Genomic DNA, 16958 nt, shown 5'->3' with positions numbered 1-16958 from the left:
AGCAGGGCTTCGTCGCCAGACTCGCCGAAGGCGCGGCCGGACTCACCCCGCGACGCAGGCGTCGCGGGGACCCCGAACGCCACCCCGCGACGCAGGCGTCGCGGGGACCCCGAACGCCACCCCGCGACCCAGGCGTCGGGGGGACCCCGAACGCCACCCCGCGACGCAGGCGTCGCGGGGACCCCGGGGCAGGGCAGGCCGCGGGCGGCGCGGGAAGCCCGCCTAGCCCGCTGCCGTGCAGGCGATGGGCTCGGCGCCTGCGCGGGCGATCGTGTAGCTGGTCCCCTCGCCGGTCACGACGAGATCGGCGCCGGCGTAGCGCACCCCCGCGGCGACCGGCTCCATCTGCAGCTCCTTGCCGACGTCGTCGGGCATCAGGATGGCGATCCCCTGCTCGGGGAAGTAGCGCAGCGTCGGCGTGCTGCCGTCCGCGCAGGCAAGCCGGGTCAGCGTCATCGGCGTCGGCCGCATGCCCGGCGGCGGCCCCGCCGGAACGGCGGCAGCCACCGCCGCCGCCCCCCGCGCAGCCACGCCGGCCGCGAGCGCCGCCTCCTTCGCGGCCAGGTCATCGGCGGCCTGCCGCCGGTCCTGCCCGCAGGCAGCCAGCATCAGCACCGGCACCAGAAGGATCGCGCGCATGTCCCCTCCTCCCTCCAACCAGCCGGAGATTGGCGCTGCACGCGGCCAAGGTCAACGCCCGAGCGCCCCAGCCCCCGAACGGCGCCCGGCTCAGCGGCCGAACAGGCGCGCGAGATCGGCCTTGGCCAGCCGGATGACGGTCGGCCGGCCGTGGTTGCAGGTGGCCGCCGCCGGGCACGCCTCCATGGCCCGGAGGAGCGCATTCATCTCCGAAACCGAAAGCGCACGGCCCGCGCGCACGCTGCCGTGGCAGGCGAGCGTCGCCATCACCCGGTCGAGCCGCGCCTCGAGGCTCGCCGGCCGGCCGTCGGCGAGCAGCTCGTCGGAGAGGTCCCGCACCAGCGCCGCGGCGTCGGCCCCGGCAAGCGGGGCGGGCAGGCTGCGGACCATCACGCTCGTCCCGTCCAGCCGCTCGATGTCGAGGCCGAGCGTGGCAAGGAGCGGCGCCGCCGCCGTCACCCGGTCGGCAGCATCGGCAGGAAGGGGCACGGCCACCGGCAGCAGAAGCGCCTGCGCCGGCACGGCGCCGCCGGCGCGGGCTGCGCGCATGGCCTCCAGCACCAGCCGCTCGTGCGCAGCGTGCTGGTCGACGAGGACGAGCGCGTCGTCCGCCTCGGCGACGATGTAGGTGCCGGCCACCTGCGCTCGGGCCAGGCCCAGCGGGAAGCGGCCTTCCTCCCTGGCCGGGAGACTCTCGGCGGGCCGTGGGGCCGGACGCGCGGCCGGCGGCAGCGCCATGGCAAGCGCCGGGCCCGGAGCATAGGCCAGGGCCGGCTCCGCCACTCCCGGGGCGGACGCAGGCAGGGGCGCGAAGGCGGCGGCCAGCGCCGCTCCGGCAGACGGCGCCGGCACCAGCCCGGCCGCATCGAGCGCCTGCCTGACGCCTGCCACGATGAGCCCGCGCACCTCCTCGGGCGCCGCGAACCGCACCTCGGTCTTGGCCGGGTGGACGTTGACATCGACCGCCTCGGGCGGGAGGTCGAGGAAGAGGATGGCAGCGGCGTGCCGGTCGGCGGGAAGCCGGTCGCGGTAGGCGCCCCGGAGCGCACCCGTAAGCTGCCGGTCGCGGACCGGCCGGCGGTTGACGAAGAGATACTGCTGCTCGGGGGTGGCCCGGGCGGCCGCCGGCAGGCCGGCAAGGCCGCCGAGCCGGAGCGGGCCGCGCGCGAGGTCCACGGGCACCATGTCGTCGATTCCGGCCAGGAGCCCGCGCGCCCGGGCGAGGAGGGCCACGGGCCCGAAGCCGCCGGGCTCGGCCGGCACGTCAAGGAGGACGCGCCCGTCGTGGACAAGGGTGAAGGCGACCTCGGGCGATGCCAGCGCGAGCCGCCGGACGGCGTCCACGATCGCGCCCGTCTCGGTGCGCGGCGACTTCAGGAACTTGCGCCGCGCCGGCACGCGGGCGAAGAGCCCGTCCACTCTCACCCGGGTGCCGCGCGGCAGGCCCGCCGGCCCCTCCGCAACGCAGGCGCCGCTGTCCACCACGAGTCGCCAGCCGGCCTCGGCGCCGGCCGGGCGGCTCTCGAGGGTGAGGCGCGAGACCGAGGCGAGCGCGGCCAGCGCCTCGCCGCGGAAGCCGAAGCTGGCGATGCACGAAAGATCCTCGTCCGGCAGTTTCGAGGTGGCGTGGCGCTCGACCGCGAGCCGCATCTCGTCTGGCGCCATGCCGCAGCCGTCGTCGATGACGAGGATGTAGCCGAGCCCCGCCTCGCCGACCTCCACGCGGATCCGCCGGGCGCCTGCGTCGAGCGCGTTCTCGACCAGCTCCTTGACGGCACTTGCCGGCCGCTCGACGACCTCGCCGGCAGCGATCCGGTCGACGAGATGGGGCGGCAGGCGGCGGATCGGCACGGGCCGAGAATCGCAGCCCGATGCGCCCCCGGCAAGGGACGGTTGCCGCAACCGCGTCCGCGCCGGCGGCAACCGGCCGCCCGCGGCTCCGGTCGCACTTAGCCGTTGCGAAGGCGGGGCCGAGTGCCTATGCGCGGCGCCATCCCCGAAGGGCGACCCCGTTGTCCCGGCCGCCTGGCGGGGTGCGGGTGCGGGCGCCGCGGGCAGGCCCGGCCGCGCCGCCTCCCTCGGGCCCCTTGGAGTTGTCGCGCTTGAGCTTCCTCTCGAAGATCTTCGGCTTCCTGTCGCAGGACATGGCGATCGACCTCGGGACCGCCAACACCCTCGTCTACGTCCGCGGCCGCGGCATCGTCTTGAACGAACCCTCGGTCGTCGCGCTCGAGACGATCAACGGCCGGCGGCAGGTGAAGGCGGTCGGCAACGACGCCAAGCTCATGATGGGCAAGACCCCCGGCAATGTCGAGGCGATCCGCCCGCTGCGCGACGGCGTGATCGCCGACATCGAGGTCGCCGAGGAGATGATCAAATATTTCATCCACAAGGTCCACGGCTCCTCGCGTCTGCGCTCCTTCCCCGAGATCGTCATCTGCGTGCCCTCGGGCTCGACTCCGGTCGAGCGCCGCGCCATCCGCGACGCCGCGTCGAACGCCGGCGCCTCCCAGGTCCACCTCATCCTCGAGCCGATGGCCGCCGCCATCGGCGCGGGCATGCCGGTCACCGAGCCGATCGGCTCGATGGTGGTCGACATCGGCGGCGGCACCACCGAAGTCGCGGTGCTGTCGCTGCGCGGGCTTGCCTACACGACGAGCGTGCGCGTCGGCGGCGACAAGATGGACGAGGCGATCATCAACTATGTCCGCCGCAACCACAATCTCCTCATCGGCGAGATGACGGCCGAGCGCATCAAGAAGGAGATCGGAACCGCCCGCCCGCCGGCCGACGGCATCGGCGCCGAGATCGAGATCAAGGGCCGCGACCTCGTGAACGGCGTGCCCAAGGAAATCACCATGAACCAGGGCCAGGTGGCCGAAGCGCTCTCGGAACCCGTCTCGCAGATCATCGAGAGCGTACGCCTTGCGCTTGAGAACACCGCGCCCGAGCTCGCCGCCGACATCGTCGACCAGGGGATCGTCATGACCGGCGGCGGCGCGCTGCTGGGCGGTCTCGACGAGGCGCTGCGCGAGGCGACGGGGCTGCCGGTCACGGTCGCGGACGATCCGCTCTCCTGCGTGGCGCTCGGCACGGGGCGGGCGCTCGAGGACCCGGTCTACCGCGGCGTCCTCATGGCGTCCTGACCGGCCCGGCGGAGTCGCCATGCGCGGCCGTGCCGACGCGTGCCAGGCGGCAGCGGGCATGGTGGGCCCCCGGAAGGGTGAGGGTGTGCGCCGATGAACGACCGCGCGCCCCTGGGCGGCCGCATCGGCACCCCGCGGCGGACGAGCTTCGCCCGCCGCGACGTCAACCTGGCTCTCTTCGGCGCGCTCGTATCCGGCGTCGTCGTCGCCTTCGCCATCCTTCTCCTCGTCCTCGCCAGGGTCGACCCCGAGCAGGGCCGCCGCGTCCGCGGCGCCGTGCTCGACATCATCTCGCCGCTCGTCGCCGTCGCGGCAGCCCCCGTGAAGGCCGCGCGCGCCGTCATCGACCGGGTCGGGGAACATCTCACGACCGTCGAGCGGAACCGCGCGCTCGAGGCCGAGATCCGGGCCGCCCGCGCTGCTGCCGCCCGCGCCGCCGCGCTCGAGGCCGAGGTCGCCCGCCTCGAGGCGCTGCTGAAGCTCCGCCGGCCCGAGCGCCGGCTCGTCGCAGCCGGGGTTGCCTCGGCCTCGGCGGCGACTGGCTCGGTCCGCGCGGCCACGCTGTCGGTCGGCGCGCGCGACGGCGTCGCCCCGCGGATGCCGGTCATCGCGCCCCAGGGGCTGGCGGGCCGCGTCACCGATGTCGGCCTCACTGCCTCGCGGATGATGCTGCTTACCGACCCCAACAGCCGGGTTCCGGTCAAGGTCGAGCGGCTTGGCTGGACCGGAATCGCCCAGGGGACGGGCGGACCCGAGCTCCTGTTTCAGCACGACCCCCAGCCCGGCGGCGACACGCTCGCGGTCGGCGACCGGCTGGTGACCAGCGGCGACGGCGGCCTCTTCCCGCCCGACGTGCCGGTCGCGGTCATCACCGACACGGCAGCGAGCCCGCCCCGCGCGCGTCCCTTCGTCCGCGCCGCAGCGCTCGGGCCAGTGATGGTCGAGGCACCCTGGCTGCCGCCAGCAGACCCGGTGCCGGTCCCCCCCGCGCCCGACGAAGCCGATCTCGGCGCGCCCTCCCCGCCTGCGACCGGGCCGGCGCCTGCCGCCACTGCCACGCCTGCCGCCACTGCCACGCCTGCCGGAGCGCGCCGCTGATGGCCGGGCTCTCCCGTCGGCCGGTCGCGCGGCAGGCGCTTGCCGTCGTCCCGGCGGCGACGCTCGTGGGCGGCGCCCTGCTCTCGGCCCTTCCGCTGCCGCTCGGCGCTGGCGCGCTGCCCAACCTGCCGCTCCTCCTCCTCATCGCCTGGGCCGCGGTCGTGCCGCGGCTCCTGCCGCCCTGGGTGCTGGTTCCTGTTGGTCTCGTGCAGGATGCAGTCGCCGGCCTGCCGCTTGGCGTCATGGCTCTCGTCCTGCCCGTCGTCAGACTGGCGATCGCGGCTGGCGAGGACCGGATGACAATGCGCGGGTTCCCCGAAGGCTGGGCGGCGGCGGCCGCGCTCGTCATGCTCGGGGCGGCCGTCGAGGCGCTCGCGCTGCTGCTGGCCGGCCGCGCGCTCGCTCCCGCCTCGCTTCTTCTCCAGGCGGCTCTCACCATCCTGCTCTACCCGGCCGTTCTCGGGTTCGTCGCAGGGCTCATCCGCCGGCTGACGGACGGCTGATGCACGCCTCCCGCCTCCAGCAGCTCCTGTTCGAGCGCCGCGCGCTCCTGCTCGGCGGTGCGCAGCTGCTCGCCGGCGCGCTCCTGCTCGGCCGCATGGGCTGGCTCACGCTCCGCGAGGGCGAGATGCTCCGCGCCGCCGCCGAGGACAACCGGGTGGCCCTGCGCCTCATCCCGCCCCGCCGCGGGCTCCTGCTCGATGCCAGCGGCCGGCCGCTCGCCGAGAACCGGCCTGCCTATGGCGTGGAGCTCATCCCGGCGCTGGCCGGCGATCTCGAGGCGGCGCTCGACCGCATCGCCCGCATCGTGCCGCTGGCAGCCGACGAGCGCGCCGAGCTTCTCGAGAACGCGCGATCGCTGCGGGGCGCCGGCACGCTTCGCGTCGCCTCCGACATCGGCTGGGAGGCCTATGCCACGCTCAACGTCGAGCTTGCCGACATGGCGGGCCTCCAGCCGGTGCGCACCTACGTCCGCCACTACCCGGGCGGCGAGGCCTTCGCCCATGCGCTGGGCTACGTCGGCCCGCCACGGCGCGAGGAGTGGCAGGCCAGCCGCGATCCGCTCCTGCTCCACCCCGGCTTCCGGGTCGGCAAGGATGGCGCCGAGCGCGGGCTCGATGCGCGGCTCCGCGGCACCCCCGGCGCGGAGCGCGTCGAAGTCAACGCCCGAGGCCGCGTCCTGCGCCAGCTCGACAGCCGGCCCGACACGCCAGGCGAGACCATCCGCCTCACCCTCGACCGCGCGCTGCAGGAGCACCTCGCCGCCTTCGTCGGCGACGAGAGCGCGAGCGTCGTCGTCATCGACTGCACGACGGGCGGCATCATCTGCCTCCTTTCGATGCCCGCCTTCGACCCGAACATCTTCTCGAACCGGATCCCGGCAGCGCTCTGGAAGACCCTCCAGGCCGATGACCACAAGCCGCTTTTGCCCAAGGCGACGCAGGGGCTCTACGTGCCGGGTTCCACCTTCAAGATGGTGACGGCGCTCGCCGCGCTCGCCGAGGGCGTGCCGCCTACCGACACGGTGGGCTGCGGCGGCCGCTACACGGTCGGCGGACGCAGCTGGCACTGCCACCGGCCCGGCGGCCACGGCCGGGTCGACATGCAACGCGCCATCGCCGTCTCGTGCAACGTGTTCTTCTATGCGACCGCCCACCGGATCGGGAACCAGGCGGTGGCCGACATGGCCCGGACGCTGGGCCTCGGCCAGACCTTCCCGTCGCTCCCCATCCCGTCACTCCGGGCTGGCATCGTCCCCGATGCCCAATGGAAGGCGCGGCGGTTCGGCGAGCAGTGGAGCGTCGCCGACACCCTCAACACGTCCATCGGCCAGGGCTATCTCTTCGTCAGTCCGCTTCAGCTCGGGGTCATGACCGCGCGCCTCGCCAGCGGCCGGGTGGTTGAGCCGCAGCTCCTTGCCGAGGCCGTGCGGCCCGGCTTCGCGCCGCTGCCGATTCCGCCCGACTGGCTCGAGGTGGTCCGCCGCGGCATGCGCGACGTCGTGAACGGCCCCGGCGGCACTGCCCGGCGTGCGCGGCTTCCGGTGGAAGGTGTCGAGATGGCCGGCAAGACCGGCACGGCGCAGGTCCGCATCATCACCGCCGCCGAGCGCCGGCGCGGGGTCAGGCGCAACGAGAGCCTGCCGTGGCGCCTCCGGGACCATGGCCTCTTCGTCGGCTTCGCGCCCGTCGAGGCGCCCCGCTACGCGGTGGCCGTCGTGGTCGAGCATGGCATGTCGGGCGCGCGCGCGGCCGCGCCGATCGCCCGGCAGGCGATGACCTTTCTGTTCGACAAGGAGAAGGCCGAGACCGACCTCGCGCGCCTCCTCGCCGAGCGGGAGCGCCGCCGCCGCGCTGCCGAGGAGGCGGCACGCCGCGCGGCGGCCGGGGCCGCGGCCGCTGCTGCGGCGGCCGCCCCGCCCTCGGTCCCGGCCCCGGGAGCCCCCGCGCCATGATGGGGCTCCTCAACGCGCGCTGGCCGCAGCGCCTCCTGGCCCAGCCGTGGGGCATCATCCTCCTGGTGCTCGGCATCGGCGGCTTCGGCGCCCTCGTCCTCTACTCCGCCGCCGGCGGCAGCATGGAGCCCTGGGCCGCCAGCCACCTCATCCGCCTTGCCGCCATGACGCTGCTCATGCTTCTCGTCGGCCTCGTGCCCCCGGCGGCGTGGCTGCACCTTGCCTTCCCGCTCTACGGCCTCGTGCTTGCCGCGCTTGTCCTCGTTGAGGCCGTGGGCGCGCTCGGCGGCGGGTCGCAGCGCTGGCTCGATCTCGGCTTCATCCGGCTGCAGCCCTCGGAGCTCATGAAGCTTGCCCTCGTCCTGGCGCTGGCCCGGGTCTACCGCTTCCTGCCCCTTGCCCATGCCGGGCGGCCGCATGGTCTCTGGCTGCCGCTCCTCCTCGTCGCCCTTCCCGTCGGTCTCGTCCTGCTCCAGCCTGACCTCGGCACCGCCCTCACCCTTGTCGCCGGGGGGGCAACCGTCATGTTCCTGGCCGGGCTCCCCGTCTGGCTGTTCGTGGCGCCGCTCGTCTTGGGCGCGGCGGCGCTTCCGCTCTTCTTCAATCTCCTTCACGACTATCAGAAGGCGCGCGTCCTCATCTTCCTGGACCCCGGCGCCGACCCGCTTGGCGCCGGCTACCACATCACCCAGTCGAAGATCGCGATCGGCTCGGGCGGGCTTGCCGGCAAGGGGTTCCTCGAGGGCTCGCAGAGCCACCTCTTCTATCTGCCCGAGCCGCACACCGACTTCATCTTCGCCACCATGGCCGAGGAATGGGGGCTCGTCGGCGGTGCCGCGCTGCTCGCGGCCTACGGGCTCCTCTTCGCCTGGGGGTGGCGGGTTGCGTTCCGCGCGCGGGACATGTTCCAGCGCCTCGTGGCTGGCGGGCTCGTCATGACCATCTTCTACTATGTCCTCATCAACCTCATGATGGTGATGGGGCTCGCCCCGGTCGTCGGTCTGCCGCTGCCGCTCATGAGCTATGGCGGGAACGCGATGCTGACGGTGATGCCCGCGCTCGGGATCCTGATCGCGATCGACCAGGAGGCCCGACGCCACGAGGCCCCCCGCGCGCTTGGCGATCCCTAGACACGGTGCGGCGCCGCTGCTAACCGGGCGGCCCGTTTCCGTGGTGCGGACGCATAGCTCAGTCGGTAGAGCAGCTGACTCTTAATCAGCGGGTCCCAGGTTCGAGCCCTGGTGCGTCCACCATCATTTCAATCGGTTGCAAGACAATCTGACGGTACGGCGGGCCACTTCAGGCTCGGTGCAAGCACGGTGCAGGCACAGGCCCGCCGCAGGTCATCGGCCGTGGCGAGACCTGTGGACCGAACGGGCCTCTTCCTCGACGCGTGGTCATGTTCCGGGGCAGGGCGGCCGGCGAGGGTCGTGCACGCGCCCAAGCGGTCGTCGCGCGCCTGACGACCTCTTGCGGTGGCGGCATGTCCCCCAACGATGCATCAAGGCACGCGGTGGAACGGGTCTTGGACTATAGAGAGCGTGGCCGCAGCCTGATGAAAGCCACCTTGATCCTGGCGACGGAGGTTGACCTTAGCTTGAGGTATGGGAGGCGATACCAAGGTTGCTCCGGCGATCGAGAGAGAGGGCCAGAGGCAGAAGGGGTCGCACTGGTCGCTTCCAGCCGGGATGCTGGCCCACCGGCCGCCGTCGCTGACCATGGCTCGCGACCGATCGGCAGCGTCGGCCCGACGGGTCAGCACCACCTTTCCCCGATGGATGGCGGCAGGTGCGAGGACTCTGGCCGTTCGACAGGTCGAGCAAAGGTGAGCCTGAGCGCAGCACCCGGGAGATGCGCTTTGATGCCCGGCGATCATCCACCCGTGAAGGCCTGGACCGCTTGTTCGGCAACAGGGGCTCAATGCGCCGCCACGCCAATTCCGCCCAGTCGCAGCGGATCCCCTTGGCCCCCTTTCGAAAATGCCCTGTTTGCCACGCGCTGGGCCGATGGCCGCCCGAGCCTCGCCCGCCGACCACGGTCCCTCATCGGTGGAACCGCTGGAGCCGCGGAGGCATCCGGACTCGGATCCTCCGGCGCTGAGCGAAGATGGGTGGATCGCCGAGACGGCCCAGATCGACAGCAGCGACATCAAGGGCCATCGGTCTCCCGGGGGGCGCCAAAGGGGGACTCGAGCCCAAGCCACGGGCGTCTCGCCTGGTGGCGGGACGGCGACACTCCGCGCGCTCCCCGCTGTGCGCGGGCGGGCGCTCGGTCTCCCCCTCACTGCGGGCAACCGCTCCGACATCCGGGGCGTGAGCCTGCCCATGGCGCGACGATCGGCATGAAGGGGGACACGTCGACCGGGGCGACAGCGCCAATCGCATCCACGACACCCTGCACGGGCAGGGAGCAGTCACGGCAATCCTCGGCGCACGCGATCAAAGGCGGCCCTTCCCGCGTGACGCACGCGGCGACAAGCACCGGGGTCGCGTCCACGTCATGCTCTGCCGCCTGACGGAATGGGCTTCGTCGCCCTTCGGGTCCGCCGCATCGCCACTCGCCATGACGGGCTCGTCAGAACTGCCTTCTCAGCCACAAGCTCCCCGCCGCCATCGTCTTCCGCCTCCGGGAAAGTCTGGACCCCAGGTCGGTTGCGCGGTTCATGAGGCCGTCCGGGCCCGTGGCGTTCGAGCGAGACGTACGGTGCCAAACCATCTGCAGCCCGACCCCGCAACTCCGCGCCGCCTCGGCGCGCGACACGCCATCATGAACGGAGGCCACTGCCAGCGGCCGCATGAGCGGACTGTCCCTGCTCCTGCGCGCCAGGTCCTGAAGTCCAGAGCCTTCGGCATCCTCGGGTGAGCCGCGACGCCACCATCGCAAACCTCCCACAGCTCGCAGCCCCGCGTCATGTCAGCACCTCGATCGAAAGCCCCCATCCAAGGGTAAAGCCTGCGGGACCTGGTATGAGGCGACGTTCGCTGAAGTTGCTGCTTCGGCGGGTCTTTGACGGGTGGACGCTCTTCTGCGAAGCGGTCCCGAACAGCTGCTTGGCCAGGCCTGTAACCGGTGCCGCCGGCAATTCTCCTTGGCACAAGCGCACCAGGCCTTGCTGAAGCGCCTGCGTCGCAGTCTCGCCTCGCGCGCGCGGCAGCGGACACCCCGCACATCAGGGGCAAGTCTTGGCCAGCGCCGAGGCGCCCCATGAACGTCGAATCGAAAACACACTTAACTGCCTGTCAAAGATAGTTAATCAACTTGCACCAAGCGGCTCCCTCAAGGTACCGGTTCCGGGCCTGTCCGGGCAGAACGTCTGACCGACCGGAAACTGTTCAGGGGAATTGGGGCGCGGGTCGTCATCGGGCGATGCGGCCCCTGTAACAGGAGAGGAACCATGCAGCGCACGAAACTTGCAAGCCTTGCCCTTGCCGCCCTGTTCGCGGGCACGCCGGCAGCGGCCAGCACCACCGTGTTCGCGAACAACCCGGCACCGGGCGATGCCTTCGCCAACCCCGGCCCGACGAACCAGGGGCAGGCGGTCGGCGCCACCGGCTGGTACTACAACAATGTCCGCAACAATGGCACTGTCGGCATCTCGACTGCCAAGCCACGCTCGGGCAATGGCTCGGTCGCCTTCGCGAGCCCGAGCGGCGCCGCCAAGGCCGACATCGAGTTCCTGGCCAATGCGGTCAATCTCGGGGGCAACTTCTTCGCGGCCGGCACGCTCGGCGCCTTCTCCGCGCTCTCGGGCTTCGGCCTCGACTGGTATCGTGACGGCACCAGCACCAACCCGGCCGTCCAGCACCCGGTGATCCGCGTGCTCGTCGACCGCGACGGCAACCCGCTCACCCCGGGCGACCGGTTCGGCCTCGTCTTCGAGCGTGCCTACAACGCGCTTCCGACGCTCACCGACCAGTGGGTGACCGACACGGTGACGAGCGCGACGAAGCTCTGGACCTTCGGCGTCTTCGGCTTCGAGGCCGATCCCATGGGCTTCGGTTCCCCCTACATCCCGTTCGGCACCTGGCAGTCCTGGCTTGGCGCCAACTTCCCGAACGCCGCGATCGTCGGCTTCTCGGCCGGGGTCGGCAGCGGCTGGGTGGGCAACTTCACTGGCGCGGTCGACAACGTCACCTGGACGATCGGGGGCGTCACGTCCTCGTTCAACTTCGAGGTGACCGGCGGCGTCATCCCCGAGCCTGCCACCTGGGCGATGCTGATTGCCGGCTTCGGTCTCGTCGGCGGCGCCATGCGCCGCCGCCGGGCCGCACTCCTCGCCTGACCGGCTGCCGGACGGAGGGCGCCGGCCGCCCGTCCGGCACGCGGCGGCGGGCCCGGCGCCCGCGCTGGAGCCAGCGAGAGATCCGGGCCGTGCCACCGGCTCTTCACGCCGCTGCAACGATTCCGGCCTAGGAGCCGCTGGTCGATCCTTGCCGGGGTCTCATGGCCGCGCGTGCCCTCGTCGTCGGAATCGCCAACGCCGACTCGATTGCCTGGGGGATCGCGCGCGCCCTCGCCGGGGCCGGCTGGCGTCTTGCCATCACCTTCCAGAGCGAGCGCGCCGAGCCGCATGTCCGTCCGCTTGCCGAAGAGCTCGGCGCCGACCTCATCCTCCCCTTGGACGTGCGCGCGGCCGACCAGCAGGCGGCGCTCTTCGCGGCCCTCGCGGAGCGCTGGGGCGGGCTCGAGGCGCTCATCCACGCGGTCGCCTTCGCGCCGCGCGACGACCTTCACGGGCGCGTGGTCGACTGCTCGGCCGAAGGCTTCGCGACCGCCATGGACATCTCGGTCCACAGCTTCATCCGCCTCGTGCGCGCCGCCGAGCCGCTGATGGCTGCCGGCGGGCTGTGCCTCACCGTCAGCTTCGAGGGCGCACGACGGGTCGTCTCCACCTACAACCTCATGGGCCCGGTCAAGGCCGCGCTCGAGGCAACGGTCCGCGAACTTGCCTCCGAACTCGGCGCGCGGGGCATCCGGGTCAACGCCATCTCGCCCGGGCCGATGCCCACCCGCGCGGCGAGCGGCATCGCCGCATTCGACGCGATGCTCGACGACGCCCGGAGCCGTGCCCCCCTGCGACGCCTGGCCACGCTCGACGAATGCGGCGCCACCGCGCTGTTCCTCGCCGGCCCGGGCGGCGGAGCGATCACCGGGGCGGTGATTCCGATCGACGCGGGTCTCGGGATCATCGGCTGAAGGCGGACCGGATGGCGCGCATCACCAACGTGACCCGGGACGAACTCGCGGTCGGTGCCGACGCCAGCTTCGAGCGGGTCGTGGCCGAGCGCGACCTGCAGCTCTTCCCTCACGTGTCGGGCAACCGCAACCCGCGGATGCTGCCCGACCGCCCGGGCGAAACCGACGGCGTCGTCGCGCCCTCCGTGTGGATCGCCTCGCTCGTCGCGGCGGCCCTCAGAAACCGTCTTCCCGGTCCCGGAACCTACGACCGGGCGCAGACCCTCGCGTTCCATGGGCGTGCGGCCGTAGGCGAAAGGCTGCGCGTGCGTGTCCGGTGCATCGAGACGTGCGAGCGGCCGGTTGCCCGCTTCGCCCCTGTCGTCGCGTGCGCGGACGACGGCGCGCCGCTGTGCACCGGCGAGGCCGAAGTCGAGGTGCTAGTCGAACGCGAGACGGTGGACGCCCGCGTGCTTCCCAGGCTCATCCTCGACGAAGTCGACCAGTTCACGCCGCTCAAGGCGCTGGCGGCCACCCTGCCGCCGCTGGTGACGGCGGTCGCTGCACCAGAGGACGCGAATGCGCCCGGCGGCGCGCTCCTCGCGCGCGAGCGGGGGCTGATCGCGCCGGTGCTGTCGGGCGACCGGGCCGCGATCGCGCGGGCAGCGGCCGAGCTCGGCAAAGATGTGGCCGGCCTTCCCGTCGAGGCGGCGCCCTCGCACGCCGCCGCCGCGCAGCTGGCCGCCGCCATGGTGAACGAGGCCCAAGCGGATGCGATCATGAAGGGCGCGCTCCATTCCGACGAACTTCTCGCAGCCGTGGTGCGGCGCGAGGGCGGTCTCAGGGGCGAGCGGCGCATCACGCCCGTCTTCGTCATGGACGTGCCCAAGCTTGAGGAACCGCGCTTCATCACCGATGCCGCCATCAACATCAGCCCGGACCTCGTGACCAAGGTGGACATCGTCCAGAACGCGATCGAGCTTGCCCGGGCCTGCGGAGTGGAGACGCCACGCGTCGGCATCCTGTCGGCAGTCGAGACGGTGAACCCCGCCATCCCCTCCACGCGCGATGCCGCGGTCCTCTCCAGGACGGCCGAGCGGGGCCAGATCCGCGGCGGGGTCGGTGACGGCCCGCTCGCCATGGACAACGCCATGGACGTGACCGCCGCGCGGACCAAGGGCATCACCTCGCTGGTGGCGGGCTGCGCCGACGTGCTCGTCGTACCCAACCTCGAGGCCGGGACCGTGCTGGCCAGGGAGCTCACCTTCGTGGCCAAGGCGGAAGCTGCCGGAGTCGTCCTCGGCGCGGAGGCGCCCGTCATGCTGACCAGCCGCGCCGGCAACGACCGGGCAAGGCTCGCCTCGGCGGCGGTCACCCAGCTCTCCCAGCACTGGAAGCGGACTGGCCGGGCGCTTGCCGCGGACCCCGCCGCCCCCATCCCGCCTCCGGCCGCCGCCATCCCGCCTCCGGCCGCCGCCATCCCGCCTTCGGCCGCCGACGCGCCCGCTACCGCCGGAGCTGCCCGCTGATGCCGACCCTCGTCCTCACCCTCAACGCCGGCTCTTCCTCGGTCAAGTTCGCGCTGTTCGAGGCGGCCGATGGAGCGGAGGCGGAACCGGTGCGGCTAGCCTCCGGCCAGGTGGAGGCGATCGGCGGGACAGCACGGTTCCAGGCCAGGGCGGCAGATGGCGGCGGGGCCACCGACACGGCGCCCGAGGAGGGCATCCCCGACCATGCAGCAGCGCTCGCCCGCGTCCTCGCCTGGCTCGAGAAGGTGCGACCCGGGGCTTCGCTCGCCGCCGTCGGCCACCGGATCGTCCACGGCGGCCCGGACCATGCGGCACCCGCCGTCATCGACGACGCCCTCCTCGCCGATCTCGAGCGGCTCGTGCCCCTCGCCCCCCTTCACCAGCCGCACAACCTCGCCGGCGTGCGCGCCGCGCTCGGCGCCTTTCCGGAAGCCGTGCAGGTCGCCTGCTTCGACACGGCCTTCCACCGCGGCCATTCGGCGCTGCAGCAGGCCTTCGCGCTGCCCCGCCGCTTCTTCGACGCGGGCGTCCGCCGCTACGGCTTCCACGGGCTTTCCTACGAGTCGGTAGCCGCGCGGCTGCAGCGCGACCACCCCGAGGTTCACGCCGGACGCGTGATCGTCGCCCACCTTGGCAATGGCGCGTCCATGGCCGCGCTCGCCGGCGGCCGCTCGGTGGCCTCCACCATGGGCTTCACCGCGCTCGACGGCCTCGTCATGGGCACCCGCTGCGGCACGATCGACCCGGGCGTGCTCCTCTACCTCGCCCAGGTCGAGAAGCTCGGCTGGGACGCCATTGCGGAGCTTCTCTACGAGCAGTCGGGCCTGCTCGGGGTCTCCGGCATCTCGAACGACATGCGCACGCTCGCCGCCTCGGACGACCCGGCCGCCCGCTTCGCGATCGACATGTTCATCGACCGCGCCGCGCGCGCGGCAGGCGATCTTGCCGTGGTGCTCGAAGGCCTCGACGCCCTCGTCTTCACGGCGGGCATCGGCGAGAACAGCGCGCCCGTCCGCGCCGGCATCGCCCGGCGCCTCGCCTTCCTCGGCGCGGAGCTCGACGAGGCCGCCAACGCTGCCGGTGCCGCCGTCTTCTCCATGCCGTCGAGCCGGATCCGGCTGCTCAAGGTGCCCACCGACGAGGAAGCCATGATCGCGCGCCATGCGCTCCGGGTGGTCGCACCCGGCACCATCGCCGCGGCCGCCCGGTAAACGGGTCCACGCCCGGGGCCTGTCCCGCGCTGCTGCCCATCCAGCCGGAGGGGTCCGCCCTGCGGACCTTCCTCGGGAACTATTTCGACATGTGGAAGGAGATCGACGCGCCTGCCGCCCGCGCGCTTCCTCGCGTCCGAGAAATGGTGGGGCGCCCACCAGTTCCTCGCCGGCGAGGAGATGCGCCGGATCGTCGAGGAGCTGTCGCCTCGCCCGCTACGACGCGCGGCTCCCGCGTGGCCGCCAGCCCGACCTCAAGGCCATCCGCGCGCCCAGCATCGTCTTCGCGAGCCGCGGCGACAACATCACGCGGCCGCAGCAGGCGCGCAACTGGATCCCCGAAACCCATGCCGACGAGCGCGAGATCAAGGTGTGTGGCCGGCGGATCATCTGCCGGTCCACGACAAGGTCGGCCACCCCGGCATCTTCGTCTCCGCCTCGGCCGCGACGCGCGAGCACCGCGAGCTCACCTCGGTCTTTGGCATGATCGAGACACTTGCCTCCGGGCTCGACGAGATGATGATCGAATCAGTCGGGGGCGAGGGGGACTCGACCCGGTTCGCGGTAAGCTTCGTCGAGCACACGCTCGCCGACGTGCATGCGATCGACGACGGCCAGAAGGACGAGGCGCCCCCCTTCGCGGCCTTGAGCCGCTTCTCCGAACTCGGCGTGGAGCTCGACGAGCTGCCCTGGCGTCCGGTCGTGCGCTCCATGGTCACGCCCCAGTTCGCCAAGGCGATGCGCCAACTGCACCCGGGGCGGATCAGCCGTTCGGTGTTCGGGCCGCCGGGGCCGCTGGCTGCCGCCTCCGCCCTGCCCGCGCCTGCCGTTGCCGCGTCTCGCGCCCCGGCGGCGCCCGACAACCCGTTCCGCAGGCTCGAGGAGGTCTGGACCGAGGGCGCAACCCTCCTCATCGATTCCGTGGCACGGCTGGCGCGACACCCTCGCCGCGTTCAGCTTCTACGCGCTCTGGAGCACGCCCTTCGCCAAGTGGGCCGGTCAGCGCCATGCCTTCGAGCGGACCCGGCTCGACCCGGAGGAAATCCGCGCGCTCCCGCTCGTCGAGCGGGCGATCGAGCGGCGCTCCGGGGGCGGCTACCCGGCCGCCGTGGCGCGCATGCTCGTCATGGTTGCCGATGCCCGCGGCGCGGTCCGCCGCGACCGGCTGGAGCGCGCCGACACGATCCTCGAGACGACCGCACCCGTCGCGTTCCTCGGCGCCAAGGCCCTTGCCGCGCTGATTCGCGACCAGACGCTCCCCGTCGAGTTCGATCCTGCGGCAGCGCTGGCCAGCCTTCCCGATCTGCTGCCCACGTGCGCGAAGCGCGAGCGGGCGCTTCAGACCCTGTGCCATGTCGCCGGCGGCGACAACCTCGACTCCAAGGTCGCCGCGGTGCTGCGCGACCCCTCCCGATCCGGTCGTCCCGGCGACGCCCACGGGCGCCTCGGGCAGCCGGCGCAGGGGCGCGGCCGGGAACCTTGACGGGGACGAGCCGGTCGAGGGTTGAGCAGGCCCCGCCCTCTCCCCCTGTCCCGCCCGGCATGGGGGGAAGGAACAAGGACCGGGGCAGCAGCCCCGGCCCTTCGCGCCCGCCCCCAGACGCTCGGACGTCGATGGGGAAACTTCCGGCGAGCGCATCCGCCCCTGGTGATGCCGCCGGCGTCCATCGGCGTGTTGACGGCCGAGAAGCGGACCCAGTCGAGC

The 16958-nt window shown here is 72.7% G+C and carries 13 protein-coding genes, 1 tRNA gene and 1 pseudogene; 13 read left to right on the top strand and 2 right to left on the bottom strand.

The annotated features are described in order from the left end of the window. Nucleotides 1-222: 222 nt before the first annotated feature. Nucleotides 223-639 carry a hypothetical protein gene (locus H3H34_RS12345; RefSeq protein WP_194745598.1) on the bottom strand — a complete coding sequence of 139 codons (417 nt, stop codon included), beginning with the start codon at nucleotides 637-639 and terminating at the stop codon, nucleotides 223-225. Nucleotides 640-729: 90 nt separating this feature from the next. Then, nucleotides 730-2490, bottom strand: coding sequence for a DNA mismatch repair endonuclease MutL (gene mutL / locus H3H34_RS12340; protein WP_194745597.1), 1761 nt, complete (start codon nucleotides 2488-2490; stop codon nucleotides 730-732). Nucleotides 2491-2741: 251 nt separating this feature from the next. Between mutL and H3H34_RS12335 the strand changes: the two genes are divergently transcribed. From H3H34_RS12335 to H3H34_RS13780, 13 genes and pseudogenes are all read left to right on the top strand, one after another. Then, nucleotides 2742-3785: a rod shape-determining protein gene (locus H3H34_RS12335; RefSeq protein WP_207790940.1), complete on the top strand. Its 1044-nt coding sequence runs from the start codon at nucleotides 2742-2744 to the stop codon at nucleotides 3783-3785. 93 nt (nucleotides 3786-3878) lie between these two features. Then, nucleotides 3879-4883, top strand: a complete 1005-nt coding sequence (mreC, locus tag H3H34_RS12330; RefSeq protein WP_194745596.1) for a rod shape-determining protein MreC — start codon at nucleotides 3879-3881, stop codon at nucleotides 4881-4883. Continuing rightward, the gene (gene mreD, locus H3H34_RS12325; RefSeq protein ID WP_194745595.1) at nucleotides 4883-5386 is read left to right on the top strand and encodes a rod shape-determining protein MreD; all 504 of its coding nucleotides are present in this window, start codon (nucleotides 4883-4885) and stop codon (nucleotides 5384-5386) included. The genes mreC and mreD overlap by 1 nt, the downstream gene beginning before the upstream one ends. Beyond that, nucleotides 5386-7338 carry a penicillin-binding protein 2 gene (gene mrdA / locus H3H34_RS12320; protein ID WP_194745594.1) on the top strand — a complete coding sequence of 651 codons (1953 nt, stop codon included), beginning with the start codon at nucleotides 5386-5388 and terminating at the stop codon, nucleotides 7336-7338. The genes mreD and mrdA overlap by 1 nt, the downstream gene beginning before the upstream one ends. Then, complete coding sequence (rodA, locus tag H3H34_RS12315) at nucleotides 7338-8468, top strand: rod shape-determining protein RodA (protein WP_194745662.1); 1131 nt, start codon at nucleotides 7338-7340, stop codon at nucleotides 8466-8468. Before mrdA ends, rodA begins: the two co-directional genes overlap by 1 nt. Nucleotides 8469-8515: 47 nt before the next feature. Continuing rightward, nucleotides 8516-8591, top strand: a tRNA-Lys gene (locus tag H3H34_RS12310). Nucleotides 8592-10732: 2141 nt separating this feature from the next. Continuing rightward, nucleotides 10733-11620, top strand: a complete 888-nt coding sequence (locus H3H34_RS13790) for a PEPxxWA-CTERM sorting domain-containing protein (protein ID WP_235945937.1) — start codon at nucleotides 10733-10735, stop codon at nucleotides 11618-11620. A 161-nt stretch (nucleotides 11621-11781) separates the two neighbouring features. Continuing rightward, nucleotides 11782-12534 (top strand): enoyl-ACP reductase FabI, encoded by a 753-nt coding sequence (gene fabI / locus H3H34_RS12300; protein ID WP_194745593.1) that lies wholly within the window; start codon nucleotides 11782-11784, stop codon nucleotides 12532-12534. Nucleotides 12535-12545: 11 nt separating this feature from the next. Next, on the top strand, nucleotides 12546-14042 hold the full coding sequence (locus H3H34_RS12295; protein WP_194745592.1) for a bifunctional enoyl-CoA hydratase/phosphate acetyltransferase: 1497 nt from the start codon (nucleotides 12546-12548) through the stop codon (nucleotides 14040-14042). Continuing rightward, a complete protein-coding gene (locus tag H3H34_RS12290) occupies nucleotides 14042-15253 on the top strand; it encodes an acetate/propionate family kinase (protein WP_194745591.1) in 1212 nt (403 codons plus the stop codon). Before H3H34_RS12295 ends, H3H34_RS12290 begins: the two co-directional genes overlap by 1 nt. After that, nucleotides 15204-15740, top strand: a complete 537-nt coding sequence (locus H3H34_RS14215; protein WP_408033960.1) for a DUF3141 domain-containing protein — start codon at nucleotides 15204-15206, stop codon at nucleotides 15738-15740. The genes H3H34_RS12290 and H3H34_RS14215 overlap by 50 nt, the downstream gene beginning before the upstream one ends. Beyond that, a pseudogene (locus H3H34_RS14210) lies at nucleotides 15626-16114 on the top strand (DUF3141 domain-containing protein); the annotation flags it as partial. The gene H3H34_RS14215 and the pseudogene H3H34_RS14210, both read left to right, overlap by 115 nt. Further along, nucleotides 16083-16736 carry a hypothetical protein gene (locus H3H34_RS13780; protein ID WP_235945932.1) on the top strand — a complete coding sequence of 218 codons (654 nt, stop codon included), beginning with the start codon at nucleotides 16083-16085 and terminating at the stop codon, nucleotides 16734-16736. The pseudogene H3H34_RS14210 and the gene H3H34_RS13780, both read left to right, overlap by 32 nt. The last annotated feature ends 222 nt before the right edge of the window (nucleotides 16737-16958 follow it).

Origin of the sequence: Thermaurantiacus tibetensis (assembly GCF_015354055.1) — a bacterium.
In the GTDB taxonomy this organism is placed as follows: domain Bacteria; phylum Pseudomonadota; class Alphaproteobacteria; order Sphingomonadales; family Sphingomonadaceae; genus Thermaurantiacus; species Thermaurantiacus tibetensis.
This window is presented reverse-complemented; position numbering and strand designations above follow the sequence as displayed.